Source organism: Gammaproteobacteria bacterium, assembly GCA_015709695.1.
Lineage (GTDB): Bacteria > Pseudomonadota > Gammaproteobacteria > Steroidobacterales.
The window spans coordinates 815,246-840,968 of sequence record CP054183.1 but is presented as its reverse complement, the minus strand read 5'-3'; the positions used below and the strand labels follow the sequence as shown (position 1 = coordinate 840,968).

Annotated in this window: 20 protein-coding genes and 3 tRNA genes; 10 read left to right on the top strand and 13 right to left on the bottom strand. The window is 69.2% G+C overall.

Annotated elements, in window-relative coordinates:
- Positions 1-48: 48 nt before the first annotated feature.
- The 4 genes from map to dapE are packed head-to-tail and all read left to right on the top strand — an operon-like array spanning position 49 to position 5,561.
- Complete coding sequence (gene map, locus HRU81_03870) at positions 49-816, top strand: type I methionyl aminopeptidase (protein QOJ31305.1); 768 nt, start codon at positions 49-51, stop codon at positions 814-816.
- On the top strand, positions 813-3,548 hold the full coding sequence (glnD, locus tag HRU81_03865) for a [protein-PII] uridylyltransferase (protein ID QOJ31304.1): 2,736 nt from the start codon (positions 813-815) through the stop codon (positions 3,546-3,548). Before map ends, glnD begins: the two co-directional genes overlap by 4 nt.
- Positions 3,549-3,595: 47 nt before the next feature.
- Positions 3,596-4,417, top strand: a complete 822-nt coding sequence (gene dapD / locus HRU81_03860; GenBank protein QOJ31303.1) for a 2,3,4,5-tetrahydropyridine-2,6-dicarboxylate N-succinyltransferase — start codon at positions 3,596-3,598, stop codon at positions 4,415-4,417.
- A 10-nt stretch (positions 4,418-4,427) separates the two neighbouring features.
- Complete coding sequence (gene dapE, locus HRU81_03855) at positions 4,428-5,561, top strand: succinyl-diaminopimelate desuccinylase (GenBank protein ID QOJ31302.1); 1,134 nt, start codon at positions 4,428-4,430, stop codon at positions 5,559-5,561.
- Here the strand turns inward: dapE and HRU81_03850 are convergent.
- The 3 genes from HRU81_03850 to HRU81_03840 are packed head-to-tail and all read right to left on the bottom strand — an operon-like array spanning position 5,558 to position 8,679.
- Positions 5,558-6,052 (bottom strand): disulfide bond formation protein B, encoded by a 495-nt coding sequence (locus HRU81_03850; GenBank protein QOJ31301.1) that lies wholly within the window; start codon positions 6,050-6,052, stop codon positions 5,558-5,560. The genes dapE and HRU81_03850 overlap by 4 nt on opposite strands.
- A 6-nt stretch (positions 6,053-6,058) precedes the next feature.
- A complete protein-coding gene (gene tsaB, locus HRU81_03845) occupies positions 6,059-6,742 on the bottom strand; it encodes a tRNA (adenosine(37)-N6)-threonylcarbamoyltransferase complex dimerization subunit type 1 TsaB (GenBank protein ID QOJ31300.1) in 684 nt (227 codons plus the stop codon).
- Positions 6,742-8,679: an ATP-dependent DNA helicase gene (locus tag HRU81_03840; protein ID QOJ31299.1), complete on the bottom strand. Its 1,938-nt coding sequence runs from the start codon at positions 8,677-8,679 to the stop codon at positions 6,742-6,744. Before HRU81_03840 ends, tsaB begins: the two co-directional genes overlap by 1 nt.
- Positions 8,680-8,835: 156 nt before the next feature.
- Between HRU81_03840 and HRU81_03835 the strand changes: the two genes are divergently transcribed.
- Positions 8,836-10,578: a phosphoenolpyruvate carboxykinase (GTP) gene (locus HRU81_03835; protein ID QOJ31298.1), complete on the top strand. Its 1,743-nt coding sequence runs from the start codon at positions 8,836-8,838 to the stop codon at positions 10,576-10,578.
- A 30-nt stretch (positions 10,579-10,608) separates the two neighbouring features.
- On the opposite strand, the gene HRU81_03830 is transcribed toward HRU81_03835, so the two are convergent.
- The 3 genes from HRU81_03830 to dusA form a co-directional block, all read right to left on the bottom strand.
- The gene (locus tag HRU81_03830) at positions 10,609-11,517 is read right to left on the bottom strand and encodes an FHA domain-containing protein (GenBank protein QOJ31297.1); all 909 of its coding nucleotides are present in this window, start codon (positions 11,515-11,517) and stop codon (positions 10,609-10,611) included.
- Positions 11,518-11,636: 119 nt separating this feature from the next.
- On the bottom strand, positions 11,637-12,422 hold the full coding sequence (locus tag HRU81_03825) for a class I SAM-dependent methyltransferase (protein ID QOJ33271.1): 786 nt from the start codon (positions 12,420-12,422) through the stop codon (positions 11,637-11,639).
- 120 nt (positions 12,423-12,542) lie between these two features.
- Complete coding sequence (gene dusA / locus HRU81_03820; GenBank protein QOJ31296.1) at positions 12,543-13,535, bottom strand: tRNA dihydrouridine(20/20a) synthase DusA; 993 nt, start codon at positions 13,533-13,535, stop codon at positions 12,543-12,545.
- 163 nt (positions 13,536-13,698) lie between these two features.
- On the opposite strand from dusA, the gene galE reads away from it, so the two are divergent.
- Entirely contained in the window at positions 13,699-14,694 is a 996-nt protein-coding gene (gene galE, locus HRU81_03815; GenBank protein QOJ31295.1) for a UDP-glucose 4-epimerase GalE, read from the top strand.
- Here galE and prsR read toward each other — a convergent pair.
- The 5 genes from prsR to gltX all read right to left on the bottom strand — a co-directional run bounded on the left by prsR (position 14,691) and on the right by gltX (position 19,923).
- A complete protein-coding gene (prsR, locus tag HRU81_03810; GenBank protein ID QOJ31294.1) occupies positions 14,691-16,079 on the bottom strand; it encodes a PEP-CTERM-box response regulator transcription factor in 1,389 nt (462 codons plus the stop codon). The genes galE and prsR overlap by 4 nt on opposite strands.
- A 16-nt stretch (positions 16,080-16,095) precedes the next feature.
- Positions 16,096-18,177 (bottom strand): PEP-CTERM system histidine kinase PrsK, encoded by a 2,082-nt coding sequence (prsK, locus tag HRU81_03805; GenBank protein QOJ31293.1) that lies wholly within the window; start codon positions 18,175-18,177, stop codon positions 16,096-16,098.
- A gap of 120 nt (positions 18,178-18,297) precedes the next feature.
- Positions 18,298-18,373: transfer RNA gene (locus HRU81_03800), tRNA-Glu, on the bottom strand.
- Positions 18,374-18,397: 24 nt separating this feature from the next.
- Positions 18,398-18,473: transfer RNA gene (locus HRU81_03795), tRNA-Ala, on the bottom strand.
- A gap of 37 nt (positions 18,474-18,510) precedes the next feature.
- Positions 18,511-19,923 (bottom strand): glutamate--tRNA ligase, encoded by a 1,413-nt coding sequence (gltX, locus tag HRU81_03790; protein QOJ31292.1) that lies wholly within the window; start codon positions 19,921-19,923, stop codon positions 18,511-18,513.
- 101 nt (positions 19,924-20,024) lie between these two features.
- Here gltX and HRU81_03785 point away from each other — a divergent pair, with 101 nt between their 5' ends.
- Positions 20,025-20,735: a 4'-phosphopantetheinyl transferase superfamily protein gene (locus HRU81_03785; protein ID QOJ31291.1), complete on the top strand. Its 711-nt coding sequence runs from the start codon at positions 20,025-20,027 to the stop codon at positions 20,733-20,735.
- Here the strand turns inward: HRU81_03785 and HRU81_03780 are convergent.
- Positions 20,721-22,034, bottom strand: a complete 1,314-nt coding sequence (locus HRU81_03780; GenBank protein ID QOJ31290.1) for an undecaprenyl/decaprenyl-phosphate alpha-N-acetylglucosaminyl 1-phosphate transferase — start codon at positions 22,032-22,034, stop codon at positions 20,721-20,723. The two genes, HRU81_03785 and HRU81_03780, sit on opposite strands and share 15 nt — an antisense overlap.
- 323 nt (positions 22,035-22,357) lie before the next feature.
- On the opposite strand from HRU81_03780, the gene HRU81_03775 reads away from it, so the two are divergent.
- From HRU81_03775 to HRU81_03765, 3 genes are read left to right on the top strand one after another with little or no spacing between them, the layout of a single operon-like run.
- Complete coding sequence (locus tag HRU81_03775) at positions 22,358-22,948, top strand: polysaccharide biosynthesis/export family protein (protein ID QOJ31289.1); 591 nt, start codon at positions 22,358-22,360, stop codon at positions 22,946-22,948.
- Between the two features lie 5 nt (positions 22,949-22,953).
- Positions 22,954-24,279, top strand: coding sequence for a hypothetical protein (locus tag HRU81_03770; GenBank protein QOJ31288.1), 1,326 nt, complete (start codon positions 22,954-22,956; stop codon positions 24,277-24,279).
- A gap of 11 nt (positions 24,280-24,290) precedes the next feature.
- The gene (locus HRU81_03765; GenBank protein ID QOJ31287.1) at positions 24,291-25,601 is read left to right on the top strand and encodes a UDP-glucose/GDP-mannose dehydrogenase family protein; all 1,311 of its coding nucleotides are present in this window, start codon (positions 24,291-24,293) and stop codon (positions 25,599-25,601) included.
- Positions 25,602-25,606: 5 nt separating this feature from the next.
- Here HRU81_03765 and HRU81_03760 read toward each other — a convergent pair.
- Positions 25,607-25,681: transfer RNA gene (locus tag HRU81_03760), tRNA-Val, on the bottom strand.
- Between the last annotated feature and the right edge of the window lie 42 nt (positions 25,682-25,723).

Sequence of the window (25,723 nt, the reverse complement as noted above, 5' to 3'; positions counted from 1 at the left end):
CCGGCCGTGGCGCAATCGCTGCCGCCACGCGGCCCAGGACCAGCCTCGATGAGCACAAGCATCAAGACGCCCGGGGAACAGGAACTCATGCGTGTGGCCGGGCGCCTCACCGCAGACGTCCTCGACATGATCGCTCCGCACGTCCAGCCCGGGGTCAGCACCGGGGAGCTCGACCGCATCTGCCACGAGTTCATCGTTGGCGTGCAGCAGGCGATTCCCGCGCCACTGAACTACCGTGGCTTCCCCAGGTCGATCTGCACCTCGGTGAACCACGTCGTGTGCCACGGCATCCCCGGCGACCGGGTGCTGCGCCAGGGCGACATCGTCAACATCGACGTCACGGTCATCAAGGATGGCTACCACGGCGACAGCAGCCGCATGTTCGCGGTGGGCAAGCCGACGGTGCAGGGCGCACGCATCATGCAAGTGGCATTCGATGCCATGTGGGCCGGCATCCGCACGGTACGTGCGGGCGCGCGCCTCGGCGATATCGGCCATGCGGTGCAGACCTGCACCGAATCGCAGGGCTGCTCGGTGGTGCGCGAGTACTGCGGGCACGGCATTGGCCGCGGCTTCCACGAGGACCCGCAGGTGCTGCACTACGGCCGGCCCGGCACGGGCATGGAACTGCGCGAAGGCATGACCTTCACCATCGAGCCCATGGTCAATGCCGGGGAGCGCGGCGTGCGCCTGTTGCCGGACGGCTGGACCGTGGTCACCAGGGACCACTCGCTGTCGGCGCAATGGGAGCACACCGTGCTGGTGACGGCCAACGGCTGCGAGGTACTGACCCTGGGAGCCGCGGACCGTCCATGAGCACACCGGCCCGGGTTGCCAGCGACGCCGGCGCCATTCCGCCACAACTGGCCGCGGCCGCCGAAGCAGGCAGACGCTTTCTCACTGCCGGCGGCAGCGCCCTCGACTGGGCCGGCATCGATGCCGGCCTGGCCGCGGCCAGCGGCACCGTGGCCGGCATCCGCGAAGTCCTGCAGGCGGCCAATGGTGCGCTGATCAACCGCTTCCTGGCCGGAGAGTCGGCCACGCAGCTGGTGGCGGACCAGACGATGGTCGTCGACCGGGTGATCCGCTCCGCCTGGGAACACAGCTGCGGGCCGCAGCTGGCCGACGCGGTGCTGGCGGCGGTCGGCGGCTACGGCCGCGCGGAACTCCACCCCTGCTCCGACGTGGACCTGCTGGTGCTGCTGCCGGATCAGGAGCAACGTGACGTGCGCGAGCCCGTCTCGGCCTTCCTCGCGCTGCTCTGGGACATCGGCCTGCAGGTGGGCCACAGCACGCGCACCGTGGAGCAATGCCGGGACGAGAGCTGCCGCGACCTCACCACCGCCACCACGCTGATGGAGGCGCGCCGCCTGCTGGGCCCGGAGGAACTCTTCCGGCAGATGGAAGCGGCCTGCGCCCCGCCGGCGGTCTGGCCGGCGCGCAGCTTCTTCGAGGCCAAGCTGAAGGAACAGCAGGCCCGCCATGCCCGCTACGACGACACGGCCTACAACCTCGAGCCCAACATCAAGGGCAGCCCCGGGGGACTGCGCGACATCAACATGATCGTCTGGGTCGCGCGCCGCCATTTCAGCACGGGTGACCTCGAGACGCTGGTGTCACACCGGTTCCTGACACCCGGTCAGCTGCGGGTGCTGCGCCAGGGGCGCGACTTCATCTGGCGCGTGCGCTTCGCGCTGCATGCCCTCACCGGCCGCAAGGAGGACCGGCTGCTGTTCGACTTCCAGGCGAGGATCGCGCAGATCTTCGGCTACCAGGACGCGACCTACATGCTCGCGGTGGAACAGCTTATGCAGCGCTACTACCGCACGGTGATGGACCTGAGCCGCCTGAACGAGATGCTGCTGCAGCTCTTCCAGGAAGCCATCCTCATGAACCCGGAGGTGGAGGCCGAGCCGCTCAATGACCGCTTCCAGGTCAAGAACGGCTTCCTGCAGGTGGTGGACGACACGGTCTTCGAGCGCCAGCCTTCGGCGATGATCGAGCTGTTCCTGCTGCTGCAGCAGCAGCCACAGATCAAGGGCGTGAGCGCCACCACGGTCGACCTGCTCCAGCGCAGCCTCTACCTCATTGACGACGAGTTCCGGCAGGACCCGCGCAACCACCGCCTGTTCCTGCAGATCCTGCGCGCACCGGAGGGCGTCACCCACGAGTTGCGGCGCATGAACCTCTACGGTGTCCTTGGCCGCTACATTCCGTCGTTCGGCCGCATCGTCGGCCGCATGCAGTACGACCTGTTCCACGCCTACACCGTGGACGCCCACACGCTGTTCGTGGTGAGCAACCTGCGCCGCTTCGCGCTGGCCCGCTATGACCACGAGTTCCCGCGCTGCTCGGAGATCATGCGCGAGTTGCCGGCACCGGAGATCGCCTACCTGGCCGGGCTCTTCCACGACATCGCCAAGGGCCGCGGCGGCGACCACTCGGTGCTGGGCGCAGTGGATGCCGAGGCGTTCTGCCTGGAGCACGGCATGAGCCGCTACGAGGCGCGGCTGGTGGCCTGGCTGGTCCGCCACCACCTGGCACTGTCGATGACCGCGCAGCGCCGCGACATCACCGACCCTGCGGTGATACGCGAGTTCGCCGCGCTGGTCGGTGACGAGACGCACCTGGACTACCTCTACCTGCTGACCGTGGCGGACGTGCGCGCCACCAATCCCAAGCTGTGGAACTCCTGGAAGGCGCAGCTGTTCGAGGAACTCTATGGCGTCACCAAGCGCGCCCTGCGCCGGGGCCTGGAAACGCCGGTGGACAAGGACGAGCTGCTGGCCGAGCGGCAGGCCGCTGCCCTGCAGTTGCTGGATGCCGCGGGTGCAGGCCGCGAGGTGGCGGCCCAGGTCTGGCCGCAGCTCACCGAGGACTACTTCCTGCGCTGCAGTCCGCAGACCATTGCATGGCACACGCAGCAGCTTGCCGGCCACGATCCCGGGCGCCAGCCCGTGCTGATCGGTGTCCATGGTGCCTCGACCAGCGGCGGCACCGAGATCTTCCTCTACACGCCGCAGGAGCAGCATACCTTCGCCCTGGCCACCGCCGTGCTCGACGAACTCGGGCTCACCATCGCCGACGCGCGCATCATTCCCCTGGACAACGGCAGGAGCATCTCCACCTACGTGGTGCTCGAGCAGACCGGCGAGCGCATTGCCGATACCCGCCGCCACGAGCAGATCAGGCGACACATGGAGCGGGCGCTGGCCCGTGGCGATGGCGAACCGGCCAGGGTGACCCGGCGCGCCCCGCGGCAGGTGCGCATGTTCTCCATTCCCACGCTGGTGAGCTTTGCCACCGACGAGCGCAACAACCGCACGGTGATGGAGCTGATAGCCGGCGACCGTCCCGGCCTGCTCTGCGAGGTCGGCAAGGTGCTGCGCGACCAGCGGGTCGCGGTCCATACCGCGAAGATCGTCACGCTGGGCGAGCGTGCCGAGGACGTCTTCTATGTCACCGACCGCAGCGGGCAGCCGCTGCAGCCGGAATTCTGCGAACAGCTGAAGCATGCACTCACGGCGGCGCTGGACCAGCCCGCCTGAGCAACACGGCGCCCTGGCGCCTCCACGAACCACCGCACGGGAAACCCATGAGCGAGTTGCAAGCCACCATCGAAGCCGCATTCGAACGCCGCCGGGAACTCGATCCCGCGAACCCGGACCCGCGGCTGCGCGCGGCCATCGAGGAAGCCATCGCCATGCTCGATTCCGGCAGCGCCCGGGTCGCCGAGAAGACCAGCTCCGGCTGGATCGTCAACCAGTGGCTGAAGAAGGCGGTGCTGCTCTACTTCGCGGTGTCGCAGAACCGCCGCATGGATGCCGGCTTCACCACGTTCTACGACAAGGTGCCGCTGAAGTTCGCCGGGCGCAGCGAGCAGGAGCTGTCCGCCGGCGGGGTGCGCGTCGCACCACCGGCCGTGGCCCGGCGCGGCGCCTACATCGCCCGCGGCGTGGTGCTGATGCCCTCCTACGTCAACATCGGCGCCTACGTGGACAGCGGCACCATGGTGGACACCTGGGCCACGGTGGGCAGCTGCGCGCAGATCGGCCGCAACGTGCATCTCTCCGGTGGCGTGGGCATCGGTGGCGTGCTCGAACCGCTGCAGGCCAGCCCCACCATCATCGAGGACAATTGCTTCATCGGTGCGCGCTCGGAGATCGTCGAGGGCGTCATCGTCGAGGAAGGCGCGGTGATCTCCATGGGCGTGTACATCGGCGCCAGCACCCGCATCTACGACCGCGAGCGCGACCAGGTGCTCTACGGACGCGTGCCGGCGGGAGCCGTGGTGGTGCCCGGGTCCATGCCCTCCGCGGGCGGTCGCTGCAGCCTGTACTGCGCGGTGATCGTCAAGCGCGTCGACGCGCAGACGCGCGCCAAGGTCGCCATCAACGAACTGCTGCGGGCCGAGTGAGCAGGCCGGCATGAACGGCACGCTGGAATTCACCCGGGAGCTGGTCCGCCGGCCGTCCGTGACGCCGCGCGACGAGGGTTGCCAGGAGCTCATCGCCGCGCGGCTGCTGCAGGCCGGGTTCACGGTCGAGACCCTGCAGTACGGCGAGGTGACCAACCTGTGGGCGCGCCGCGGCAGCAGCGGGCCGCTGCTGTGCTTCGCCGGCCACACCGACGTGGTGCCGCCCGGTGACGCCTCGGCATGGCAAAGCGACCCGTTCACGCCGGAAATCCGCGACGGCTACCTCTACGGCCGTGGCGCCGCCGACATGAAGTCGAGCCTGGCGGCCATGACCGACGCCACCGTCGACTTCGTCGCCGCGCGGCCAGGCCACTGCGGCTCCATCGCTTTCCTCATCACCAGTGACGAGGAAGGCCGGGCGCGCGACGGCACGCTGCGGGTGATGGCAGAGCTCGCCTCGCGCGGCGAGAAGATCGACTGGTGCGTGATCGGCGAGCCCTCCTGCGGCGAGGTGCTCGGCGACACGGTGCGCATCGGCCGGCGTGGCTCGCTGAGCGGCATGCTGACCGTCAACGGCATCGAGGGCCACGTGGCCTACCCGCAACTCGCCCGCAACCCGATCCCGCTGTTCGCCCCGGTCATCACCGAGCTCTATGCCACGCCGCTCGACGACGGCAACGAGTTCTTTCCGCCATCCAGCTTCCAGGTGGTGAAGATCGAGGCCGGCGAAGGCGCCCCCAACGTCATCCCCGGCAAGCTCCATGCGCGCTTCAACTTCCGCTATTCCACGGTCTGGACCTACCAGCGCCTGCAGGCCCACATCGAGGCGCTGCTGCAGCGCCATGGCCTGGACTACGAATTGCGCTGGCACCTGTCGGGCGAGCCGTTCCTCACGCCGATCGGGCCCCTGACCGATTGCATCACGGCGGCGGTGTGCACCGTGACCGGCCTGACGCCCGAGCTCTCCACCGGCGGCGGCACCTCGGATGGCCGGTTCATCGCACCCTACGGCACCCAGGTCGTGGAATTCGGGCCGGTCAATGCCTCGATCCACAAGGTCAACGAGCGCGTCGCGGTCGCCGACATCGACCGCATGAAGGCCGTCTACCGCAACGTCCTCGAACGCCTGCTGCCGGCCGGCTAGGTACTCCTGCGCCGCAGGTTGTTCCACACGCCGAAGGCGCCGAGCAGCACCACCGAGATCAGCACCCAGCCCGGCATGGCGAGGCCGAGCAACCGCCAGTTGACCTCGGCGCACTCCCCCGACCCGGACAGCACCGTCCGCAGCATCTCGGTGAAGGGGAACGATTCGAGCATGTAGTCGAGTCCCGGGCCGCAGGCAGGAACGCGCTCGGGCGGCAGGCTCTGCAGCCAGAGGTGGCGCCCGGCCACGCCGGCGCCACCCGCCGCCGCCAGCAGCAGCAGCAGCGCGTAGGCGCGACGGCCACCCGGACCTGGCCCATGGATCGCGGCAGCCAGGAACACCATGCCGAGGGCGATCACCGCCACCCGCTGGAAGATGCACAGCGGACAGGGCTCGTAGCCCAGCACATGCTCGGAATACAGCGCATAGCCCATGAGGCCCGCGCAGGCCAGCAGGCCGAGGACATTGCCGATTCGCGGGTTGTCGGGCATGCAGTGCTACTCCGTTGTGGCCGGCCGCGATACGGGCGCCTGGCCCAGGTACTCCGGCAGCGCTTCGGCGGCGGCAACGGTACGGCCGGCGGCGAACTCGGCGTCTGCCATGCTCAACAAATCCAGCGCCGACGGCAAGAGGCCGGGACGCAACCCCGAAAGCCGCGCCTGGTGCCGCTGGAGCAGGGCCGGCCAGGCCTGCCAGCCATCACCGAGCCCGGACAGCGCCGTATCGCCGGGAAAAGCGAAGGTCGCCGGATCCACCAGCGCCTCGGCCATCATGGCCTGCGGCGTGGCACCGGCCTCCACGCGGTACAGCGCCGCGTAGGCGCGCCCCATGCGCGCATCGACGCAGATGGCATGGATCCCTGGGCCGGCACCGGCCGCCAGCACCGCCAGGCTCGAGATGCGGCACACCGGAATGGTGCGCGCATAGGCCAGCGCCTGCGCGACCGCAGCAGCCACCCGCACGCCGGTGAAACTGCCCGGGCCACGACCGAAGGCGACATAGTCGAGGTCGGCGAAGCCGGCGCCCAGGCGCTCCAGCAGCTCGCGCGCATGCTCGTACACCGCCGCGGTGGCGGACCGGGCAGGCATGGCCTCGAACTGCTCCACGCGCCCGCCACGGCTTGCGGCCAGACCCATGCGGTCGCTGGAGGCCTCCAGCGCCAGTGCACAGCGGTTGCTCATCAGGCGCCGGCCTCCTGCTGCCGGAGGAAATCACAGGCCTCCGCGGCGCTGCGCACCACGGGCATCGGCGGCAGGCTGTCGCGGAACACGCGCCCGTAGCCGCGCCCGCTGAGGCGCGGGTCGCAGATGACGACGATGCCATAGTCCGTGGTGCCGCGGATCAGGCGGCCGACACCCTGCCGCAGCGCCAGCACGGCCTGCGGCAGCTGGTAATCACGGAAAGGATCGCCGCCGGCACGGCGTACCAGTTCGAGGCGCGCCTGCAGGAACGGATCTCCCGGCGAGGCGAATGGCAGCCGGTCGATGGCCACCACCACCAGGGCCGGGCCGCGGATGTCCACGCCCTCCCAGAAGGTAGCGGTTCCCAGCAGTACCGCGTTGTCCGTGCGGGCGAAGGCTTCGAGCAACCGCGAGCGCGGCGCCGAGCCCTGCACCAGCAGGGCATGTTGCTGCGCCTTCCTGCCGAGCAGCTCCGCCGCGCGCTGCAGCGACCGGCGACTGGTGAACAGCAGGAAGGCCCGGCCCCGGCTGGTTTCGAGGACCGGCTCGATGGCGGCCACGCAGCGCTCGAGGTAATCCGGCGCCTCCGGCGCCGGCAGCCCGGCGGGCAGGTACAAGCGCGCGCAGCGCGCATAGTCGAAGGGACTGTCGATGCGCCGGGTCTCCAGCGGCTCCAGGCCGAGGCGGCCGGCGAAGTGCGAGAAGTCATCGCCCACTGCCAGCGTGGCCGAGGTGAATATCCAGGTGCAGTGCTGGTTGCCGAGCATCTCGCTCATCTGGCGCGACGCATCCAGCGGGGTCAGGTGCACCGCGAATGTCTCGCGTCCGCCCTGCACCCAGCAGAGATCGGCCTGCGCCTGCCAGTCGGCGATGCGGCCCGCGGCCGTGGTGAGCGCCGCGGTGCGTTCGGCGCAGCGACCCAGGCCCGGACCGAGTGCGGCCCGCTCGGCGAGCAGCGAGCCCAGCGGTGCGAGCGCCTCGGCCATCGCCAGCAGCGCGGCGGAGAAAGCCGGCGCCTCGGCCATGGCCAGGGGTTCGCTGCCGGCCGGAGCGGCCGTCTGCGCATCGCGCACCGTGCCGAGCAGGGCATCGAGGCGGCCCCTGAGTTCCCCGTCCAGCGCCGCGGCCTGCTGCGCCTCGGTGGCGGTGTCACGCACCAGGTCCTCCAGCTGCCGGGAACGCAACGTGACGTCGAACCAGGCCTGGGCCGTGTCCGGAAAGCGGTGTGCTTCGTCGACGACCACCACCTCGGCGCCCGGCAACAGCTGGCCGAAGCCGTCCTCCTGCAGGGCCATGTCGGCCAGCAGCAAATGATGATTGACGATGGCGATGTCGGCGGCAGCCGCGCGCTTGCGCACTGCCACCACATGGCAGGCAGCGAATTCCGGGCAGCGGCTGCCGAGGCAGTTGTCGGCGGTGGAGGTCACCTGTGGCCACAGCGGCGAGTCTTCCGCCACGGCCCCGGCTTCGGCAATGTCGCCGGACTGCGTGCGTCCGGCCCATTCGGTGATCCGCCGCAGGTCACGGCGGGCGCCGCTGCCCAGCGTATCGGGAAGGTTCGCGAGGCGTGCCAGCCGGTAACGGCACAGGTAGTTGGCACGGCCCTTGAGCTGGGCCACCACGGCCGGGCGGCCCATCGCCGCGGCGACCACCGGCAGATCGCGGTGATAGAGCTGGTCCTGCAGGGTGCGGGTGCCCGTGGCGATGATCACGCGCTGCCCGGACAGGAGAGCCGGGACCAGATAGGCCAGCGTCTTGCCGGTGCCGGCGCCAGCCTCGATGGCCAGGTGCCGCCGGCCGGCCATGGCATCGCGGACCAGGCGGGCCATCTGCAACTGCTCCGGTCGCGGTGCAAAGCCCGCGAGGGCGCCGCGCAGCGGACTGTCGTCGAGAAAGAAACTGTCGAAGCGGTCCTGCACTGTCGAATTACGTCGCATGCCTGTTGCCTGGCTGCATCCAGGGTCAGGCGCAGCTGCGTGGCTCCCGGGTGTCGGCTGACCCCTTGGTCGCGGTCTGTATAATAGGCAATTTCATGGACCACGCGCCGGCAACAGACCGGATCGCTGGTGGCACGTTCTTTCGAAGGATTCGCGATGACGACAAGCAACCAGGCCCTGCTCGACTGGGTGGCGGAGACGGCCACGCTCACCAAACCGGACCGCATCCACTGGTGCGATGGCAGCGAGGCCGAATACCGCTCGCTGATCGAGTTGATGCTCAAGAGCGGCGACCTGCTTGCCCTGAACGACAAGACCTATCCCGGCTGCTACCTGCACCGCTCCGATCCCAGCGACGTCGCCCGCGTGGAGCACCTTACCTTCGTCTGCACGCCGGAGAAGGACGAGGTCGGGCCCAACAACAACTGGATGGCACCGGCCGAGGCCCACCGCAAGATGGCCAGCCTGTTCGAAGGCTGCATGCGTGGCCGCACGCTGTACGTGATCCCCTACTGCATGGGCCCGATTGACTCGCCCTACGCCCGCTGCGGCGTGGAGATCACCGACAGCCCCTACGTCGTCGCCAACATGAAGCTCATGACGCGCATGGGCAAGCCGGCCCTGCAGCGCATCGAGCGCGAGGGCAAGTTCGTGCGCGGCCTGCACTCCACCGGCGACCTCAATCCCGAGCGCCGGTTCATCATGCATTTCCCGCACGAACTGCTGATCCAGAGCATCGGCTCCGGCTATGGCGGCAATGCCCTGCTCGGCAAGAAGTGCCATGCCCTGCGCATTGCCAGCTGGCAGGCACGCAGCGAGGGCTGGCTGGCCGAGCACATGCTCATCGTCGAGATCGAGAGCCCGCAGGGCGAGCGCCATTACCTGGCCGCCGCGTTCCCCTCGGCCTGCGGCAAGACCAACCTGGCGATGCTGATCCCCTCCGCCTCCCAGGCCGGCTGGAAGGTGCGCACCATCGGCGACGACATCGCCTGGCTGCACCTGGATGCCGAAGGGCGCCTGCGCGCCATCAATCCCGAATCGGGCTACTTCGGCGTCGTGCCCGGCACCAATCCGAAGACGAACCGCAACGCCTTCGAGATGATCACCCACGACACCATCTTCACCAACGTCGCCGTCACCGCCGGCAACGAGCCCTGGTGGGAGGACAAGGACAAGCAGGAGCCGGTCACCGACTGGCGCGGCAACCCCTGGAAGAAGGGCAGCGGCGCCGCCGCCCATCCCAACTCGCGCTTCACGGTGGCCGCACGGCAGAACCCGAGCTATTCGCCGCTGGCCGATGATCCGGCCGGCGTGCCCATCAGCGCCATCATCTTCGGTGGCCGGCGTCGCGAGCTGGCGCCGCTGGTCTACCAGGCCCGCGACTGGCGCCATGGCGTGCTGATCGGCGCTTCGGTGGCCTCCGAGACCACCGCCGCCGCCACCGGCCAGGTGGGCGTGGTGCGCCGCGACCCCATGGCGATGAAGCCCTTCTGCGGCTACAACTTCGCCGACTACTGGGGCCACTGGCTGGGCTTTGCCGGGAAATCGGACCGCCTGCCGAAGATCTTCCACGTCAACTGGTTCCGCCAGGACAGGAACGGCAAGTTCATGTGGCCGGGCTTCGGCGAGAACCTGCGGGTGCTGCGCTGGATCATCGATCGCTGCGAAGGCCGTGCCGGCGCCCGCGAAACGCCCATCGGCTTCCTGCCCCAGCCCGCGGACATCGATCTCGACGGGCTCGACATCGACCGCCAGGTGCTGGAATCGCTGCTGGCCGTGGACACCGCGAGCTGGCGCGAGGAGCTCGACGGCATCGCCGGCTATTTCGCCGAATACGGCAGCCGCATTCCGCCTGCCCTGCTCGAGGAGCATGGCAAGGTACGCAAGCGGCTGGGCTGATCGTGTGGCCGCCGCCCGGACGGGCGGCGGCTATTGCTCGCAGCTGTACTCGATGGCGAGCGGGGTGCCACGCGCCGCCACCCGGCCCATGCCGATGACGCCGCTGCCGGCCAGCTCGGTGGAATCCCGCCGCACGTAGACTTCCTCGCCACCGTCGGGCTGGATGAAGGTGCCGTTGGTGCTCTCGTCCACCAGCACGAAGCGGTTCTTGCGCAGGTCGATGCGCGCGTGCACGCGCGAGATCAGGTTGCCCTTGATCACCACGTCGTTCTCGTCGGCCCTGCCCATGCTGGCCTCGGCCTTGCCGCCCTCGCCCAGCACCAGTTCATGGCCGCGGAAGCGCAGGCGCAGCCGGCCGGCCGGCGCGGGTTCGGGCGCCGTCCACTTGATCGACGGCAGCATGCTGGTGGCTTCCTCGGGCTGCCACACCACCTCGAAGAGCGCCATCTCGCTGGAATAGCCCTTCACCGTGGCAATGTCGATCTGGCGGGCCAGGGCACGCCACTCCCCGGTGAGCTGCTCCACCGTGGTCGCGGTCGTGAGGATCTGCCCGGCCTTCGCCTGGGAGGTCATGCGATTGGCAGTGTGCACGGCCTGGCCGAAGATATCGCGATCCTCGGCCACCACCGGGCCAAAGTGGCAGCCGATGCGGATGGCGACATGGGTGCCGTCGGCAAGACGGGTGCTGCTGGTGATGCGCTTCTGCATCTGGCTGGCGGCGCTCATGGCGTCGTCGGCCGACGGGAAGGTCGCCATGATCTCGTCGCCCATGGTCTTGATGACGGCGCCGCCGAACTGCTCGGTGGCATCGCGCATCACCTTCAGGCACTGCTGCACGGTTTCACGGGCGCGATCGTCGCCCATGGCTTCGTAGAGGTGCGTGCTGCCGACCACGTCGGCGAACAGGATGGCGACTTCCTTGCCCACTCCGTCAGCCACGTCACCCCCGCTACCGGAATATGTAAAAGAGGACCGTCGGCATTATACGACATGGATCCGCGTGGCAAGAGTGCCCGGGTCGCGTCGCCACCCTGTCACCCAGGCTGGTCGGCTACCGCCTATTTTTCCGCCACGACATAGGCGATCCAGCCACCGTCGGCCTCACCTTCCGCCGACGGGGTGAACTCGCCATTGCCGCCACCCTTGCCGTCGTCGCCCTCCCAGTAGACGGTCACGCGCCGGAAACCCGCCTGCAGGAGGATTTCCCGCAGCTCCGGCAGGGTCCACAGCCGCCAGTCATAACTGAACGCCTGGTCCATGCGCGAGCCGTCCGGGAAGCGGAAATGGATGTGGCAGAGCAGGTGGCCGGTGACCGGCTGGTAGCGCGCCTGGTGCCAGACGTAGGTGAAACCCCGGTGCTCGGTGCGCTCGCGCATCTCGCGGCAGGCCTCGTAGCCGCCGAAGGCATCGAGCACGAGGATGCCATCGCGGGTCAGGCCGGCATGGGCATTGCGGAAGTAGCGCAGCAGCTGCTCGCGTTCCTTGAAGACCCAGTAGCTGAAGTTGAGGGCCGCGATCACTTCCACCGGCCGGGTGCGCACCGTGAGCACGTCGGCATTGACCAGGCTGACCCGGCGGCGCGCCGCGGGTGACAGCCGTGACAGGCGCCGCAGCCGCCCCCACTCCAGCACCGCCGGCTCGATGTCCACGCCGATCGCCCGGCGCTGCGGCCCGCGGCGCGCCCATTCGCAGGCAGCGCTGGCTGCGCCCGAGAAATCCTCGCGGAAGCTGCGCGGCAGGCGTCCGCGGGCATCACGAAAAGCCTGCTGCAGGAAGTCCACCTCGGTGCCCGGGTCGTGCACGGCACGCTCATAGAGCTCCATCCGGTCGGCACGCTGTGCCATGGTGGAATGTCGGCGCTTGCCGCCACGTGCCCTGCCGCTGCTCCTGTTCTTCGCCACTCGCGATCCTTTCGGTCAAGGTTGCGTGCCCGCCGCGCCCCGCAAGGGCCCGGCAGCCACGGTTCAGGCGCCGTTTCGGCCGCCGATGGCGGCCAGTGAATCCAGCAGCAGCTGCGGCCGCGCCCCGGGGCGCCCGGCCTGCTCGCACAGGAACCGGCGCCAGCCGCGCGCGCCGGGCTGGCCGTGATAGAGCCCGAGCATGTGCCGCGTCACGTGATGCAGGCGCACGCCGCTGTCGGCCTGGCGCTGCGCATACTCACTCATGCGGCGCACCACATGGCCGCGGTCGAGGGCTGGCCGCTCGTCCGTACCCGCGAGGAATCGCGCCTCCACCGCGGCGAGGAAGCAGGGATCCCCGGCCACCTTGCGGCCGAGCATGACCCCGTCCAGCAGCGCGAGCTCGGCGTCGATGCGCTCGATGCTGTCGATGCCACCGTTGATGATGATGCGCAAGGCGGGGAACTCGCGCTTCAGGCGGTGTACCCGCTCCGGTTGCAGCGGCGGGACCTCGCGGTTCTCCCGCGGCGACAGGCCCTGGAGGATGGCCTTGCGCGCATGCACGATGAACGTGCCGCATCCGGCGCGCGCCACCCGGTCGACGAAGGCGGCGAGAAACTCGTAGCTGTCGTGGTCATCGACGCCAATGCGCGTCTTGACGGTCACCGGCACGGCCACGGCTTCGGCCATGGCGCCGACACAGTGCGCCACCTGCTCCGCCTCGAGCATCAGGCAGGCACCGAAACGCCCATCCCGCACGCGATCGCTGGGACAGCCGACGTTCAGGTTGATCTCGTCGTAGCCCCGGGCCGCGGCGATTCGCGCCGCGGCGGCCAGCTGCAGCGGATCGTGGCCACCGAGCTGCAGCGCCAGCGGGTGCTCGGCCGGATCGAAGCCGAGCAGCCGCTCCCGGTCGCCGTGCAGCACGGCCTGGGCGGTGATCATCTCGGTGTACAGCCGGACATGCGGCGAGATCTGCCGCAGGAAGTAGCGGCAATGGCGGTCGGTGACGTCCATCATGGGCGCCACGGACACCTGCTTGCCTGCAGCCATCGCCATCGGCCTGTTTCCTGTGATGCCAGCAGCCACGATTCGGCGCCGCGGATGGTCGCCCAGCGCCCGGCCGGGGGTCAAGCTGTGAGGCAGGACCGGGCAGGGCCGCCGGCATGCGCCCTATAATCGCCCGCACTTCCACCAGACATCGGCTCCGGGTTCCGCAACCATGCAAGGCAGAGGCATTCTCGTCACCGGCGGCGCGGGGTACATCGGCAGCCACGTGGTCCGCCAGCTCGGCGTCGCCGGCGAGCGCATCGTGGTTCTCGACAACCTGTCCACCGGCTTCCGCTCGGCCGTGACCCATGGCACGCTGGTCGAAGGCGACACCGGCGACAGCGCGCTCGTCGCTCGCCTGCTGCGGGACCACGACGTCGACACGATCATGCACTTCGCCGCGCACACGATCGTGCCGGAATCGGTGAGCGACCCGCTCAAGTACTACGGCAACAACACCTGCTCCAGCCAGCGACTGCTCGACTGCGCCAGCCGGCATGGCGTCGCCCACGTGATCTTCTCCTCGACCGCGGCGGTGTACGGCATCCCGCCGGGCGGCCGCGCCGCCGAGGATGGCCCTACCGCACCCATCAACCCCTACGGCTCCTCGAAGCTGATGACGGAGTGGATGCTGCGCGACCTGTCGCGGGCTTCGGCACTGCGCCACGTCACGCTGCGCTATTTCAACGTCGCCGGAGCCCATCCCGGTGGCGCCATCGGCCAGTCCACCCGCCATGCCACCCTGCTCACCAAGGTGGCCTGCGAGGTGGCCGTGGGCAAGCGGCCGTTCGTCTCGGTCTTCGGCACCGACTACGAGACACCGGATGGCACCGGCGTGCGCGACTACATCCACGTGGAGGACCTGGCCTCCGCGCACATCCGCGCCCTTGATTACCTGCGTGGCGGTGGCGGTTCCACCACCCTCAACTGCGGCTACGGCCACGGCTACAGCGTGCGCGAACTGCTGGCGGCCGTGGAGCGTGCGAGCGGCCAGCGGCTGCCGGTGCGCGAGGGACCGCGCCGGCCAGGCGATCCGCCGGTGCTGGTGGCCGTCGCCGACCGCATCCGCTCGACCCTCGGCTGGCAGCCGGCGCACGATGACATCGACGCCATCGTGCACACCGCTCTCGCCTGGGAGAAGCGCCTGCTGGTGACGCCCGCGACCTAGGCGCCGGCCGCCCCCTCCGGCCGCTCGCCACCGACCTGGATGCCGTACTTCTGCAGCAGGTCGTAGAGTGTCGGCCGGGTGATGCCCAGCAGCCTGGCGGCCTGCGACACATTGGCATCGCACAGCGCCATGGCGCGGCGGATGGCGCGGGTCTCGGCCTCGCGCCGCACCTCGCGCAGGTTCAAGTTCGGCGCGCTGGCATCGATGGCTTCCAGGCCGAGGTCGGCGGCGGTGACCTGCTTGCCCTCGGCCATGATCACCGCACCCTTGATCTTGTTCTCCAGCTCGCGCACGTTGCCCGGCCAGGAATACTTGTCGATGGCGTGCTGCGCATCGGCGCTGAAGCCGCTGATGCGTCGTCCGTGCTGGGCCACGGCCTTCTCCAGCAGGATGCGCGCCAGCACCAGCTTTCCCGCCTCCCGCTCGCGCAGCGGCGGCAGGCGGATGGTGATCTCGCTGATGCGGTAGTAGAGGTCCTGCCGGAAGCGGCTCTCGCGGATGCCGGCGTCGAGGTCCTGGTTGGTGGCGCAGACCACGCGCACGTCGACGGGTATTTCCTCGCGTCCGCCGACCCGCTCCACCACCCGCTCCTGCAGGAAGCGCAGCAGCTTGGCCTGCAGTGACAGCGGCATGTCGCCGATCTCGTCGAGGAACAGGGTGCCACCATCGGCGGTCTCGATCTTTCCCGGCGTCTGCTTGACCGCACCGGTGAAGGCGCCCTTCTCGTAGCCGAACAGCTCGCTCTCCAGCAGCGTCTCGGGGATGGCCGCGCAGTTGATGGCGACGAAGGCCTTGCGGGCCCGCGGGCTCAGGGCATGGACGGCGCGCGCCATCAGCTCCTTGCCGGTGCCGCTTTCCCCCAGCACCAGCGTGGTGGCATTGGTCGGCGCCACCTTTTCGACGATGCGGCAGACCTGCAGCATCTTCTCGCTGCCGGCGACGATGCCATCCAGCGGCGAGGCACCCTGCTGCCGCGCCAGGCGCTGGTTCTCCAGCTCCAGCTCGTGGATCTGGTAGGCGCGATTGACGATCAGCTGCAGGACTTCGGTGTCGACCGGCTTCTGGTAGAAGTCATAGGCGCCGAGGCCGACGGCCTTCACGGCGTTTTGCTGGTCGCCGTGGCCGGTGACGACGATGACCTTGGTGGCCGGTGCCAGGCCGAGGATCTGCTCGAGGGTGGCGAAGCCCTCGGAGACGCCCTCCGCATCCGGTGGCAGGCCGAGGTCCTGCAGCACCACGGCCGGCTCGTGGCGGCGCAGCTGCGCCAGCGCCGACTCGCGATCCTCCGCCACCAGCACCTCGTAGTCCTCGAAGCACCAGCGCAGCTGGCTCTGCAGGCCCCTGTCATCCTCCACCACCAGCAACCGTCGCCGTTGTTCGCTCACCCGACCTCCCTGTTTCTCAGCCCTGGGCCTCGACCGCCTCGGCCAGCGGCAGGCGGATGGTAATACAGGTGCCGCGCCCGGGTTCCGACTCGACGTCGAGCGTGCCGCCGGAATCCACCACCAGGCTGCGGGCCTGGTAGGCGCCGATCCCCATGCCCTTGCTGCCCTTGGTCGAGTCGAAGGGCCTGAACAGGCGCGTGCGGATGAAGTCCGCATCCATGCCGCAGCCGTCGTCACGAATGCTGATGACCGCGTGGCCGCCGGCACGCACCGCCCGCAATTCCACCGTACCCTGCTCGCCCGTGGCCTCCTGCGCGTTGCGGATCAGGTGCGCCGCAACCATGGTGAAGCGGTCCCGGTCGATCTGCGCGTGCAGGCGCTCGTCGGCCTCGAGGATCCGCGGCTCGGGCCCGCGCACGCGACAGCGTTCCACGGCCTCCTGCAGCGCGCTGGCGATGCGCACGCGGCTGCGCCGGCCGCCCGCCTCCCCGCTCTGCAGCTGCTGCAGCAGCTTGCTCATCCGCGCCACGGAGTTGTCGATGGTGGCGATGGCATCCTCGACGAAGGCCGGATTGCCCTTGTGGCGCGCCGCGTTCTTCACCACCAGGGACTGCTGCGCGATCAGGTTCTTCAGGTCGTGCATCAGGAACGCGGTGAGGCGGTTGAAGGCCTCAAACTGCTTGGCCTCGGCCAGCCGCTGGTCGGCTTCGTACTGCGCGAGGTGCGCCGCCACCTGGCGCCCCGAGGTACGCAGCAGGTCGATCTCCTCGAAGGTCAGCCTGAAGGCCGAGCTCGACTGCAGCAGCAGCATGAAGCCGATCAGCTGCTGGTTGCTGATCAGGGGCACGAGCAGCAACGCATCGGGGAACTGCTCGAGCCAGGCGGGGCGCCGCAGGCCGTTGTACATGGCCGGGCTGCGGGCCAGCTCCGCGGTGTCGAGGATCCACTGGCGCTCGTACATGAAGCTGATGGCCGGGTTGTCGGCAGGCACCCGCTCGTTGGACCACATCTTGGTGTTCCAGCCGGCCACGCAGACGTACGACCCGTCCGTCTCGCGCCGCATCCACAGCAACCCGGCCGGACTGCCGACGATCTGCGCCACCGCCTTGATCGACCGCTCGGGAAGCGGCAGCGGCTGGTCCGGCGATGCCAGCGTGTCGATCAGGCGCAGCCACTCCTCGCGGTAGTCATAGCGGAACGGCAGGAAGTGCTTGCTGAGGAACACGCGGGCGCGGGCACTGAGGCTCTGCGAGAACAGCAGCGCCACCACCGGCGATCCGCTCAGGCCGATCAGCAGCAGCCCCAGCGGGTGCGCAGCCGTCGGCTCCAGCGAACGGCTGTAGGGCAGCACGGCGAGGAGGATCGCCAGGACGCCCGCCATGGCCATGAAACGCGGCATGTAGGTGCGCGCCTGCGGCGAGACGAATATCGCCAGCGACCATTGCGGCTGCAGGTATACGGCGCGGGCGAGCAGCACCGCGGTGGCTGCCATCGCCAGCGCGCGTGCCACCTGGATGTCCGACGGCGTGTACGAACCGAGCAGGGCCAGCGTCATGGCCACCACCTGCGCTCCTGCCGCCAGGGCAGCCGCGGCCACCAGCATGCCCAGCGCCGGGCGGCCTTCCACCGGGGCATCGCGGCTGAGCTGCGCCGCCAGTGCCATGCAGACCAGGGCGCCCGTCAGGACGATGCCGCTGAAGACGCCGGAGACCCAGCCCTCGTCAGTCCGTGCGAACCACTGCCAGCAGGCCGCCGCCCCCAGCGCAGCCAGCCCCAGCCAGAGCAGCGCCAGCCCGCGTCGCACCATCTCCGGCATGGAACGCTTGTAAGGCCCGCGAAGCAGGCGATTGAGCAGCAGGTACCAGCTGCCCAAACAGGCCAGCTCGGCGAGGAGCACCACGGGGTCCAGGTGGGAGGCAAACGGCAGGCCCACCCGCTCCGCCAGCAGGCCGCCCCAGGCGGCGCCGGTCGCGGCCACGGCCAGCAGGTGCCAGCGCAGCAACCCGCGTCCGCCCGCCACCAGCACGTAGGCCAGCAGCAGTGCATAGGCAACGGCTGCGGCCCAGTAACTCCAGGACTGGTTCAACACCAGGGACAAGCGCGCTTCCTCGTCCGGTCGGTGCCGGAGATGCACCGGCCCGTGACACGACAACCCGCTGAATCATAAATGAATGCGGGAAGAGCCGTCCAAGACGCGGCTCACGGCGGAGGCGCGTGATGGCGTCCCCACGGGGATTCGAACCCCGGTTACCGCCGTGAAAGGGCGATGTCCTAGGCCTCTAGACGATGGGGACGATGCGCAGGCGGCGGCGGTGGACTGGTGGAGCTAGGCGGGATCGAACCGCCGACCTCTTGCATGCCATGCAAGCGCTCTCCCAGCTGAGCTATAGCCCCACGCGGCAGCGGACTGTACGCAAGCCCCTGAGGCCTGTCAAGAAACCGGCGGTTGCGCCTGCGCGAGCTGCAACGCGTGGCGCAGGCGCCGCAGCACGCGCTCGCGCCCGATCACTTCCAGCGTCACGTCGATGGGTGGCGACACGGTGCCGCCGGTGACCGCCACGCGCAGCGGCTGGCCAACCTTGCCGAAGCCGATGCCTAGCGCCGCGGCAACCGCCTGCAGCACCTCGTGGATGGCCTCGCGCTGCCACCCGGGCAGAGCCTCGAGCCGCTCGAGGACCTGGGCGAGTACCGGCACCGCGGCCGCCTTCAGGTGCTGGCGCGCGGCCTTCGCGTCGATGTCCGCAAAATCGTTGAATACGTAGGCACTCGCCTGGACCATGTCCTCAAGGGTCACCGCCCGCTCGCGATACGCATCCACCACCGCGGCCAGCGGCGGGCCTGCATCGTGCGGCAGGCCGCGCAGCGCCATGAATGCGCCGAGCTCGGCGGCGAGCTGCCCGCGGTCGCGGGCGAGGATGTACTGCTGGTTGAGCCAGGCGAGCTTGTCCGGGTTGAAGCGTGACGCCGCGCTGTTCACGGCGGCGATGTCGAACAGCTCGATCATCTGCTGGCGGCTGAATATCTCCTGGTCGCCATGGGACCAGCCGAGGCGCACCAGGTAGTTCAGCAGCGCATCGGCAAGGTAGCCGCGATCGCGGTACTCGAGGACATTCACCGCGCCATGGCGCTTGGACAGCCGCGCGCCGTCGGCACCGAGGATCATGGGCAGGTGCGCGTAGGCCGGAACGGGCACGCCGAGCGCCTGCTGGATGTGGATGTGCCGTGGCGTGTTGTTCAGATGATCGTCACCGCGGATGACGTGGGTGATCTCCATGTCGGCGTCGTCCACCACCACGCCGAAGTGGAAGGTCGGCACACCGTCGGAACGCATGAGGATGACGTCGTCGAGCTCGGCGTTGTCGAAGCTGACGTCGCCGCGCACCAGGTCGTGCACGGTGACGGTTCCCTCGCGGGGGCTGCGCAGGCGGATCACCGGATCGACGCCGGGCACCGGCGCGCGGCGGTCGCGGCAGCGGCCGTCGTAGCGCGGATTCTCGCCGCGGGCCACCTGCGCGGCACGCATCGCCTCGAGTTCCTCGCGCGAGCAGTAGCAGCGGTAGGCGCTACCGCTTGCCAGCATGCCTGCCGCGACCTCGGCATAGCGCGCAAGGCGCTCGGTCTGGAAGAACGGGCCCTCGTCATGGTCCAGTCCGACCCACGCCATGCCGCTGAGGATGGCCTGGATCGAGGCCTCTGTGGAGCGCTCGCTGTCGGTATCCTCGATGCGCAGCACGAATGCACCGCCGTGATGGCGGGCAAACAGCCACGAGAACAGCGCCGTGCGCACGCCACCAATGTGGAGATAACCGGTCGGGCTGGGAGCAAATCGGGTCTTGACGCGCATGGTTCGGCCGCTGGACGGGACAGGGCCGCGATTCTACTTGGGTCCCCGGCGAAGCGCCCCTGTCGTTGGCAGGCGCGCCCGCGACTTGGCAGACTCAGCGCATGGACAGGAATGGGCCGCAGGCGGCAGGACGCGAGGACTTCGACGGCCTCTTCCCGGCCAGCGTTGCCTGCGCCGGATCGCGGACCCTGGCAGCCGGCGAGTTCCTCTTCCCGGAGGAAGCCGCGGCCGCGGCCGGTTTCGCGCCGGCGCGCCTGGCCGAGTTCCGGCTGGGTCGCGCCTGTGCCCGGCGCGCCCTGCGCAGCCTGGGCCTGCCGCCCGTCGCCGTTGCCGTTGGCGCCCGGCGCGAACCCTGCTGGCCCGCGGGCATCGTCGGCAGCATCTCCCACGCCGGCGGCCTGGCGGTGGCCGCTGCAGCACGCAGCTCGATGCTCGCTGCGCTGGGCCTCGACATCGAAGCCGCGGAGGCCCTGGATCCAGGGCTGATCGCCACGGTGTGCCGTCCGGAGGAAACCCGGCGCCTGCCGGCCAATGCCACCGCCGCGGCTGCCGAAGCGCTGCTGCTCTTCAGTGCCAAGGAGGCGGTCTACAAGGCGCTCTGGCCGCTGGTACGCCGCTTCATCGATTTCCAGGACGTGGCCATCATCCTCGATGCGGATCGCGGCGGCTTCCGCGTGCGGGCACATGGCGACAACTGCCCTGCCGCGCTGGCCGAAGGCCTGCAGGGCCGCATCAGGCGGCTGCCGCGCATGGTGGCGACCGCCGCGTGGATCGAGACAGCGGCCGGCCGATCCGGCTCAGCCGACACCTGACCCGTGCAGCGAGCCCAGGCGCGCCGCGGCCGCCTCCTGAGGCAGGCGCGACTCGGGCAGCTTGCGCTGGGGCGGCAGGCAGGCACGGTTGCGCTCCATGTCTCCCGCACGGCGTGGCAGCGCCTGGCGGCGCTCCACGCCGGAGCGCCGTTCCGGCCCCGCGTAACCATGCCCGGCCGACTGGCGGCGATCGACGTTCGAGCGCCGGTCCGCCATCAGGCTGCGCCGCCGGCAAATCGAGCGGCGCAGGAAACGCATGACGCGCCATGAGTGCATGATCATCCAGAAGTAGAGCATGCCCGCCAGCAGGAAGGCACCGGCCAGCAGCAGGTCCGGCACGCCGAGCCAGGTGCCCAGCAGGCCCACGGCCACGCCGGCTGCGCCCAGCAGCGCCATGATGGCCACTGTCTGGTTCACGCTGAAGCCGGCCAGCAGGAAGATGTGGTGCAGGTGCTCGCGATCCGGCGAGAACGGCGAGCGCCCGCGCACCACCCGGCGCAGCATCATCGCCACGGCGTCCATGACGGGAACCATGATGAACCAGAGCGCGGCGGCAGGCTTGATGACCCGGTCAGGTCCCTGCGACAGCGAGATGGCGAACCAGGTGAGCGCGAAGCCCAGGAACATGCTGCCGGCATCACCGAGGAATATCGAGGCACGGGCCCGCCCCGGCAGGCGCAGGTTGAACAGCAGGAAGCCGACGATGCCTCCGGCCATCACCATCAGCAGGCCGGCATTGCCGTCCGGGCCCCACAGCACCAGCGCCAGCCCGAAGCCGGCCAGCGAAACCAGCGCCTGGCTGCCGCTCAGCCCGTCGAGGCCATCGCACATGTTCAGGGCGTTGATTACGCCCACGGTCGCGAACAGGGTGAACGGCATGGCAGCCAGCCCGAGTTCCAGCATCGCACCCGAGGGCGTCATCGCACCGAGGTCCGCCAGCACCACCCTGGCGCCATAGACCATGGCCAGTGTCGCCAGCGCCTGCGCGAGGAAGCGCGATGCGGGCGAGAGCTCGATGAAGTCATCCACCAGCCCGACACCGACGAGGATCAGCCCCGCCACCACGAAGCTCAGGTCCTCGGGAGCGGCGATCGACAGCCCGGTGAGGCCGGGTACCAGCGATGCGGCGAGCACGCTGGCGAAGATGGCGAGTCCGCCGACCAGCGGGATGGGGCCCTGGTGGCTCTTGCGGGCGTCCGGCACGTCCACCAGGCCCACGCTCATGGCGACCGGCCGCAGCACGAAGATGAGTGCCGCGGTCAGGGCGCAACCCAGGGCGCTGGCCAGGAGGTCGGTCATGTTGGCGTCCGGTCGTCCGGCTCGTTGTGTTTCTGCGGAAGCAGCCGTAAAACGTTGTATCGGAAACTGAAGTATCGGTTAATGATATCCTGCGTTCTGCGATGTGGCGCACGGCCTTCCACCGGGCCGGCACGCCAGAATATGTCGCAAGGCGGGGGGCTGACGCCGTGGCTTGCCTCCCGGGCAAGATGGTTCCGCGCCTGCCTTAACTCTGGCTTAAGAAAACGCGGTCATCTGTCCGGCCTCGCTGGCATGACCAGATGCGTCCGGGCCGGTTGCCGATCCAATGGCACCCCGGACCACAAGAAATCGGGAGTTCCTGCATGCTCGACAAGACGACGCTCAACCGGCTCGCGCACGGTACCGCACTGCTCGTGATGCTGGCCATGGCCTTCGGCGCCTCGGCAGCCGACACCCCGCCGGCCCGCGACCCCTACCGCATCAATCCGGGCGACATCCTCCAGGTCTCGGTCTGGAAGGAGCCCGATCTGCAGATGCAGTTGCTGGTCAATCCCGACGGCCACTTCGCCTTCCCGCTGGCCGGCGACGTCGCCGCCGAGGGCAAGACGGTGGAGGAGATCCGCCAGGAACTCGCCGCAAAGCTCGGCAAGCTGATCCCGGATGTCGTCGTCACGGTGAGCACGCTGAAGCTCGAAGGCAACAAGATCTACGTGCTGGGCCAGGTCACGCGGCCGGGCGAATTCGTCATCACCCGGGCGGTGGACGTCATGCAGGCGATCAGCATGGCCGGCGGCACCACGCCGTTCGCCAAGCAGGATGACGTCAGGATCCTGCGCCGTGGCGCGGACGGTGCGCAGATCGCCATCCCGTTCCGCTACAGCGAGGTGCAGGAAGGCCGCAAGCTCGACCAGAACATCGTGCTGCGCGCCGGCGATACGGTGGTCGTGCCCTGACAGCCGTGGCAGCAGCCGGCTCGCGTGGCTACCGCACGGCCGGCTGGCTGCCGGCCGTGGTGCTCGCGCTGCTGCCGGCAGCCAGCCAGGCCGTCACCTGGGAGTACGTGCCCTCGGTCTCGGCCGGTGCCGGTTACGAGACCAACCCCGGCGGCACCTCCAACAGCGACCAGGAGGACGATGGCTACGTCACCAGTGGCACGGCCTACCTGAACATCACCGGCGAATCCGGAACCACGCGCATCACCATGAGGCCGGAGCTGCAGGGCGCCATCTATTCGGGCACCGAGGACCAGTACCGCGACGACAGCTACCTCAACTACATCCTGCCGGCAACGGTATCGGAATCCTGGCAGCGGGCCTTCGGCAGCCTGAGTGGCGGCGCCTCGCGCATTTCCACCCGCGACAGCATCATCGTCGGCACCGATCCCAACAACCCGCCGCGGCCGGGCATCGACACCACCAACCGCCGCACCGAATACCAGGAGCGCTGGTACCTCGCACCCTCGTTCCGCTACCAGGCCAGCCCCAGGGACATCATCGGCATCAGCATCAACTACGACGATGTCACCTACACCGAGGCGGAGTTCAGCTTCCGCACCGACTACACCGCCGGTTCGGCGGAACTGTCCTGGGACCGCTCGCTCGACCAGCAGAGCACCATCAGCCTCAGCGCCAACGTCAGCAGCTTCGAGGCAACGCGCCCCGGCAGTCCGGTCGAGAACGACACGCTCACCTACGGCCTGTCCGCGGGCTACGAGTTCGCCCTCACGCCCGCCGCCACCCTGGGCCTCACCGCGGGCGCATCGCGCAGCGAGGTGAAGATCAGCGGGCTGCCGTTCATCTCCACGCCCGCCGGACCCCTGCCCTGCCTGGACCCGGCGCAGAACAGCTTCGTTCTCTGCACCATGGAGGGCACCGACGACAACTTCCTCGGCCAGGTCTACTACCGGCAGCGTGCCGGGAAGACCATCACCACGGAGTTCCGGCTGTCGCGGTCCATCGAGCCCAACTCGGACGGTTCCCAGGTCACCCTCGACCAGGCCAGCGCCTTTCTCACCAAGGACTTCTCGCCGCTGCTCTCAGGCCGCCTCGGCGCCCGGTATTCGAAGCAGGATGCCGTCGCCAGCCGCGGCGGTGCGCTGTCGAACCGCTTCAGCCGGGACTACTACTCGGTGGAGGCCTCGCTGACGCGGCGCCTGAACCGCAGGTGGTCGCTGCGCGGCCAGTACACGTTCACGGATGACGAGCAGACGCGGGGACTCACCTACTCCGTCGCCAACCATCGCCTCTATCTCTACCTCCAGTTCACCGGACTGGGCAGCCACTGATCGGTCAGCACATGAGAATCAGCGTTTTCGGCCTCGGCTACGTCGGTGCGGTCTCCGCCGCCTGCCTGGCGCGCGACGGCCACGATGTCATCGGCGTGGATCCCAACGAGACCAAGCTCGGTCTCATCAACGCCGGCCATTCACCCATTGTCGAGAAGGGACTCGAGGACCTGATCCGCGATGCCGTGGCCGGGGGCCGGCTCAGGGCCGTGGCCGATGCCCGCAGCGCCATTGCCGCCAGCGAGCTCTCGCTGGTCTGCGTCGGCACGCCATCCGAGGGCAACGGCAGCCTGAACCTGCGCTACGTCCGGGCGGTGTGCGAGGAGATCGGCCGCTGCCTGAAGGACAAGGCGGCCTACCACACGGTGGTGATACGCAGCACCATCCTGCCAGGCACCATGCGCGGCACGGTGATCCCGACGCTGGAATCCGCTTCCGGCCTGCGGGCAGGACGCGATTTCGGCGTCTGCAACAATCCGGAGTTCCTCCGCGAGGGCACCGCCATCTTCGACTACGACAACCCGCCGAAGACCGTCATCGGCATGGCGGACGAGAAAAGCGGCGCGCTGCTAGCCAGCCTGTACGCCGCCCTGCCGGCGCCGCTGATCAGCACCGCCATCGAGACCGCCGAGATGGTGAAGTACGTCGACAACGTCTGGCATGCCGTGAAGGTGACCTTCGGCAACGAGGTTGGCGCCATCTGCAAGCGCCTCGGCATCGACAGCCACGCCGTCATGGACATCTTCCTGCAGGACCGCAAGCTCAACATCTCGCCGAATTACCTCAAGCCCGGTTTCGCCTTCGGCGGCTCCTGCCTGCCGAAAGATGTGTCGGCGCTGTCCTACGAGTCCGCGCGTCTGGACCTGGAGCTGCCGCTGCTGCAGTCGCTGATGCCCAGCAACCGCCTGCACGTCGAGCGGGCCCTGGAGATGATCCTGCGCCACGGCCGCAAACGCATCGGCATCCTCGGCCTGAGCTTCAAGGCCGGCACCGATGACCTGCGCCACAGCCCCATGGTGGATGTCGCCGAGCGGCTGATCGGCAAGGGCTACGAGATCCGCGCCTATGACCGCAACGTCAGCCTGTCGCGCCTGCTCGGTGCCAACCGCGAGTACATCCTGACCCACATCCCGCACATTGCGAGGCTGCTGGTCGACACCGCGGACGAGCTGGTCGATTTCGCCGAAATCGTCGTCGTCGGCAACGGCGGCGAGGAGTTCGCCGGCATCGTCGGCCGGCTGTCGCCGCGGCAGACGGTCATCGACCTGGTGCGCCTGAAGACCGGCGAGCTGGCGGCGGCCTACGAGGGCATCGCCTGGTGAGGGACTGGTGGGCGATGAAGGGATCGAACCTTCGACCTCTCCCGTGTGAAGGGAGCGCTCTCCCGCTGAGCTAATCGCCCGCTGCGCTGCGTGTGGCCCCGGACTGCGGATGCGCGGCCCGG

Bases quoted from the DNA above. Each gene is read 5' to 3' on its own strand.
- gltX (QOJ31292.1), bottom strand. From the start codon at position 19,923: ATGCGCGTCAAGACCCGATTTGCTCCCAGCCCGACCGGTTATCTCCAC.
- galE (QOJ31295.1), top strand. From the start codon at position 13,699: ATGCAAGGCAGAGGCATTCTCGTCACCGGCGGCGCGGGGTACATCGGC.
- map (QOJ31305.1), top strand. From the start codon at position 49: ATGAGCACAAGCATCAAGACGCCCGGGGAACAGGAACTCATGCGTGTG.
- dapD (QOJ31303.1), top strand. From the start codon at position 3,596: ATGAGCGAGTTGCAAGCCACCATCGAAGCCGCATTCGAACGCCGCCGG.
- HRU81_03780 (QOJ31290.1), bottom strand. From the start codon at position 22,034: ATGACCGACCTCCTGGCCAGCGCCCTGGGTTGCGCCCTGACCGCGGCA.
- HRU81_03850 (QOJ31301.1), bottom strand. From the start codon at position 6,052: ATGCCCGACAACCCGCGAATCGGCAATGTCCTCGGCCTGCTGGCCTGC.
- HRU81_03785 (QOJ31291.1), top strand. From the start codon at position 20,025: ATGGACAGGAATGGGCCGCAGGCGGCAGGACGCGAGGACTTCGACGGC.
- HRU81_03775 (QOJ31289.1), top strand. From the start codon at position 22,358: ATGCTCGACAAGACGACGCTCAACCGGCTCGCGCACGGTACCGCACTG.
- HRU81_03825 (QOJ33271.1), bottom strand. From the start codon at position 12,422: ATGGCACAGCGTGCCGACCGGATGGAGCTCTATGAGCGTGCCGTGCAC.
- dapE (QOJ31302.1), top strand. From the start codon at position 4,428: ATGAACGGCACGCTGGAATTCACCCGGGAGCTGGTCCGCCGGCCGTCC.
- HRU81_03835 (QOJ31298.1), top strand. From the start codon at position 8,836: ATGACGACAAGCAACCAGGCCCTGCTCGACTGGGTGGCGGAGACGGCC.
- glnD (QOJ31304.1), top strand. From the start codon at position 813: ATGAGCACACCGGCCCGGGTTGCCAGCGACGCCGGCGCCATTCCGCCA.
- HRU81_03840 (QOJ31299.1), bottom strand. From the start codon at position 8,679: ATGCGACGTAATTCGACAGTGCAGGACCGCTTCGACAGTTTCTTTCTC.
- tsaB (QOJ31300.1), bottom strand. From the start codon at position 6,742: ATGAGCAACCGCTGTGCACTGGCGCTGGAGGCCTCCAGCGACCGCATG.
- HRU81_03765 (QOJ31287.1), top strand. From the start codon at position 24,291: ATGAGAATCAGCGTTTTCGGCCTCGGCTACGTCGGTGCGGTCTCCGCC.
- dusA (QOJ31296.1), bottom strand. From the start codon at position 13,535: ATGGCGATGGCTGCAGGCAAGCAGGTGTCCGTGGCGCCCATGATGGAC.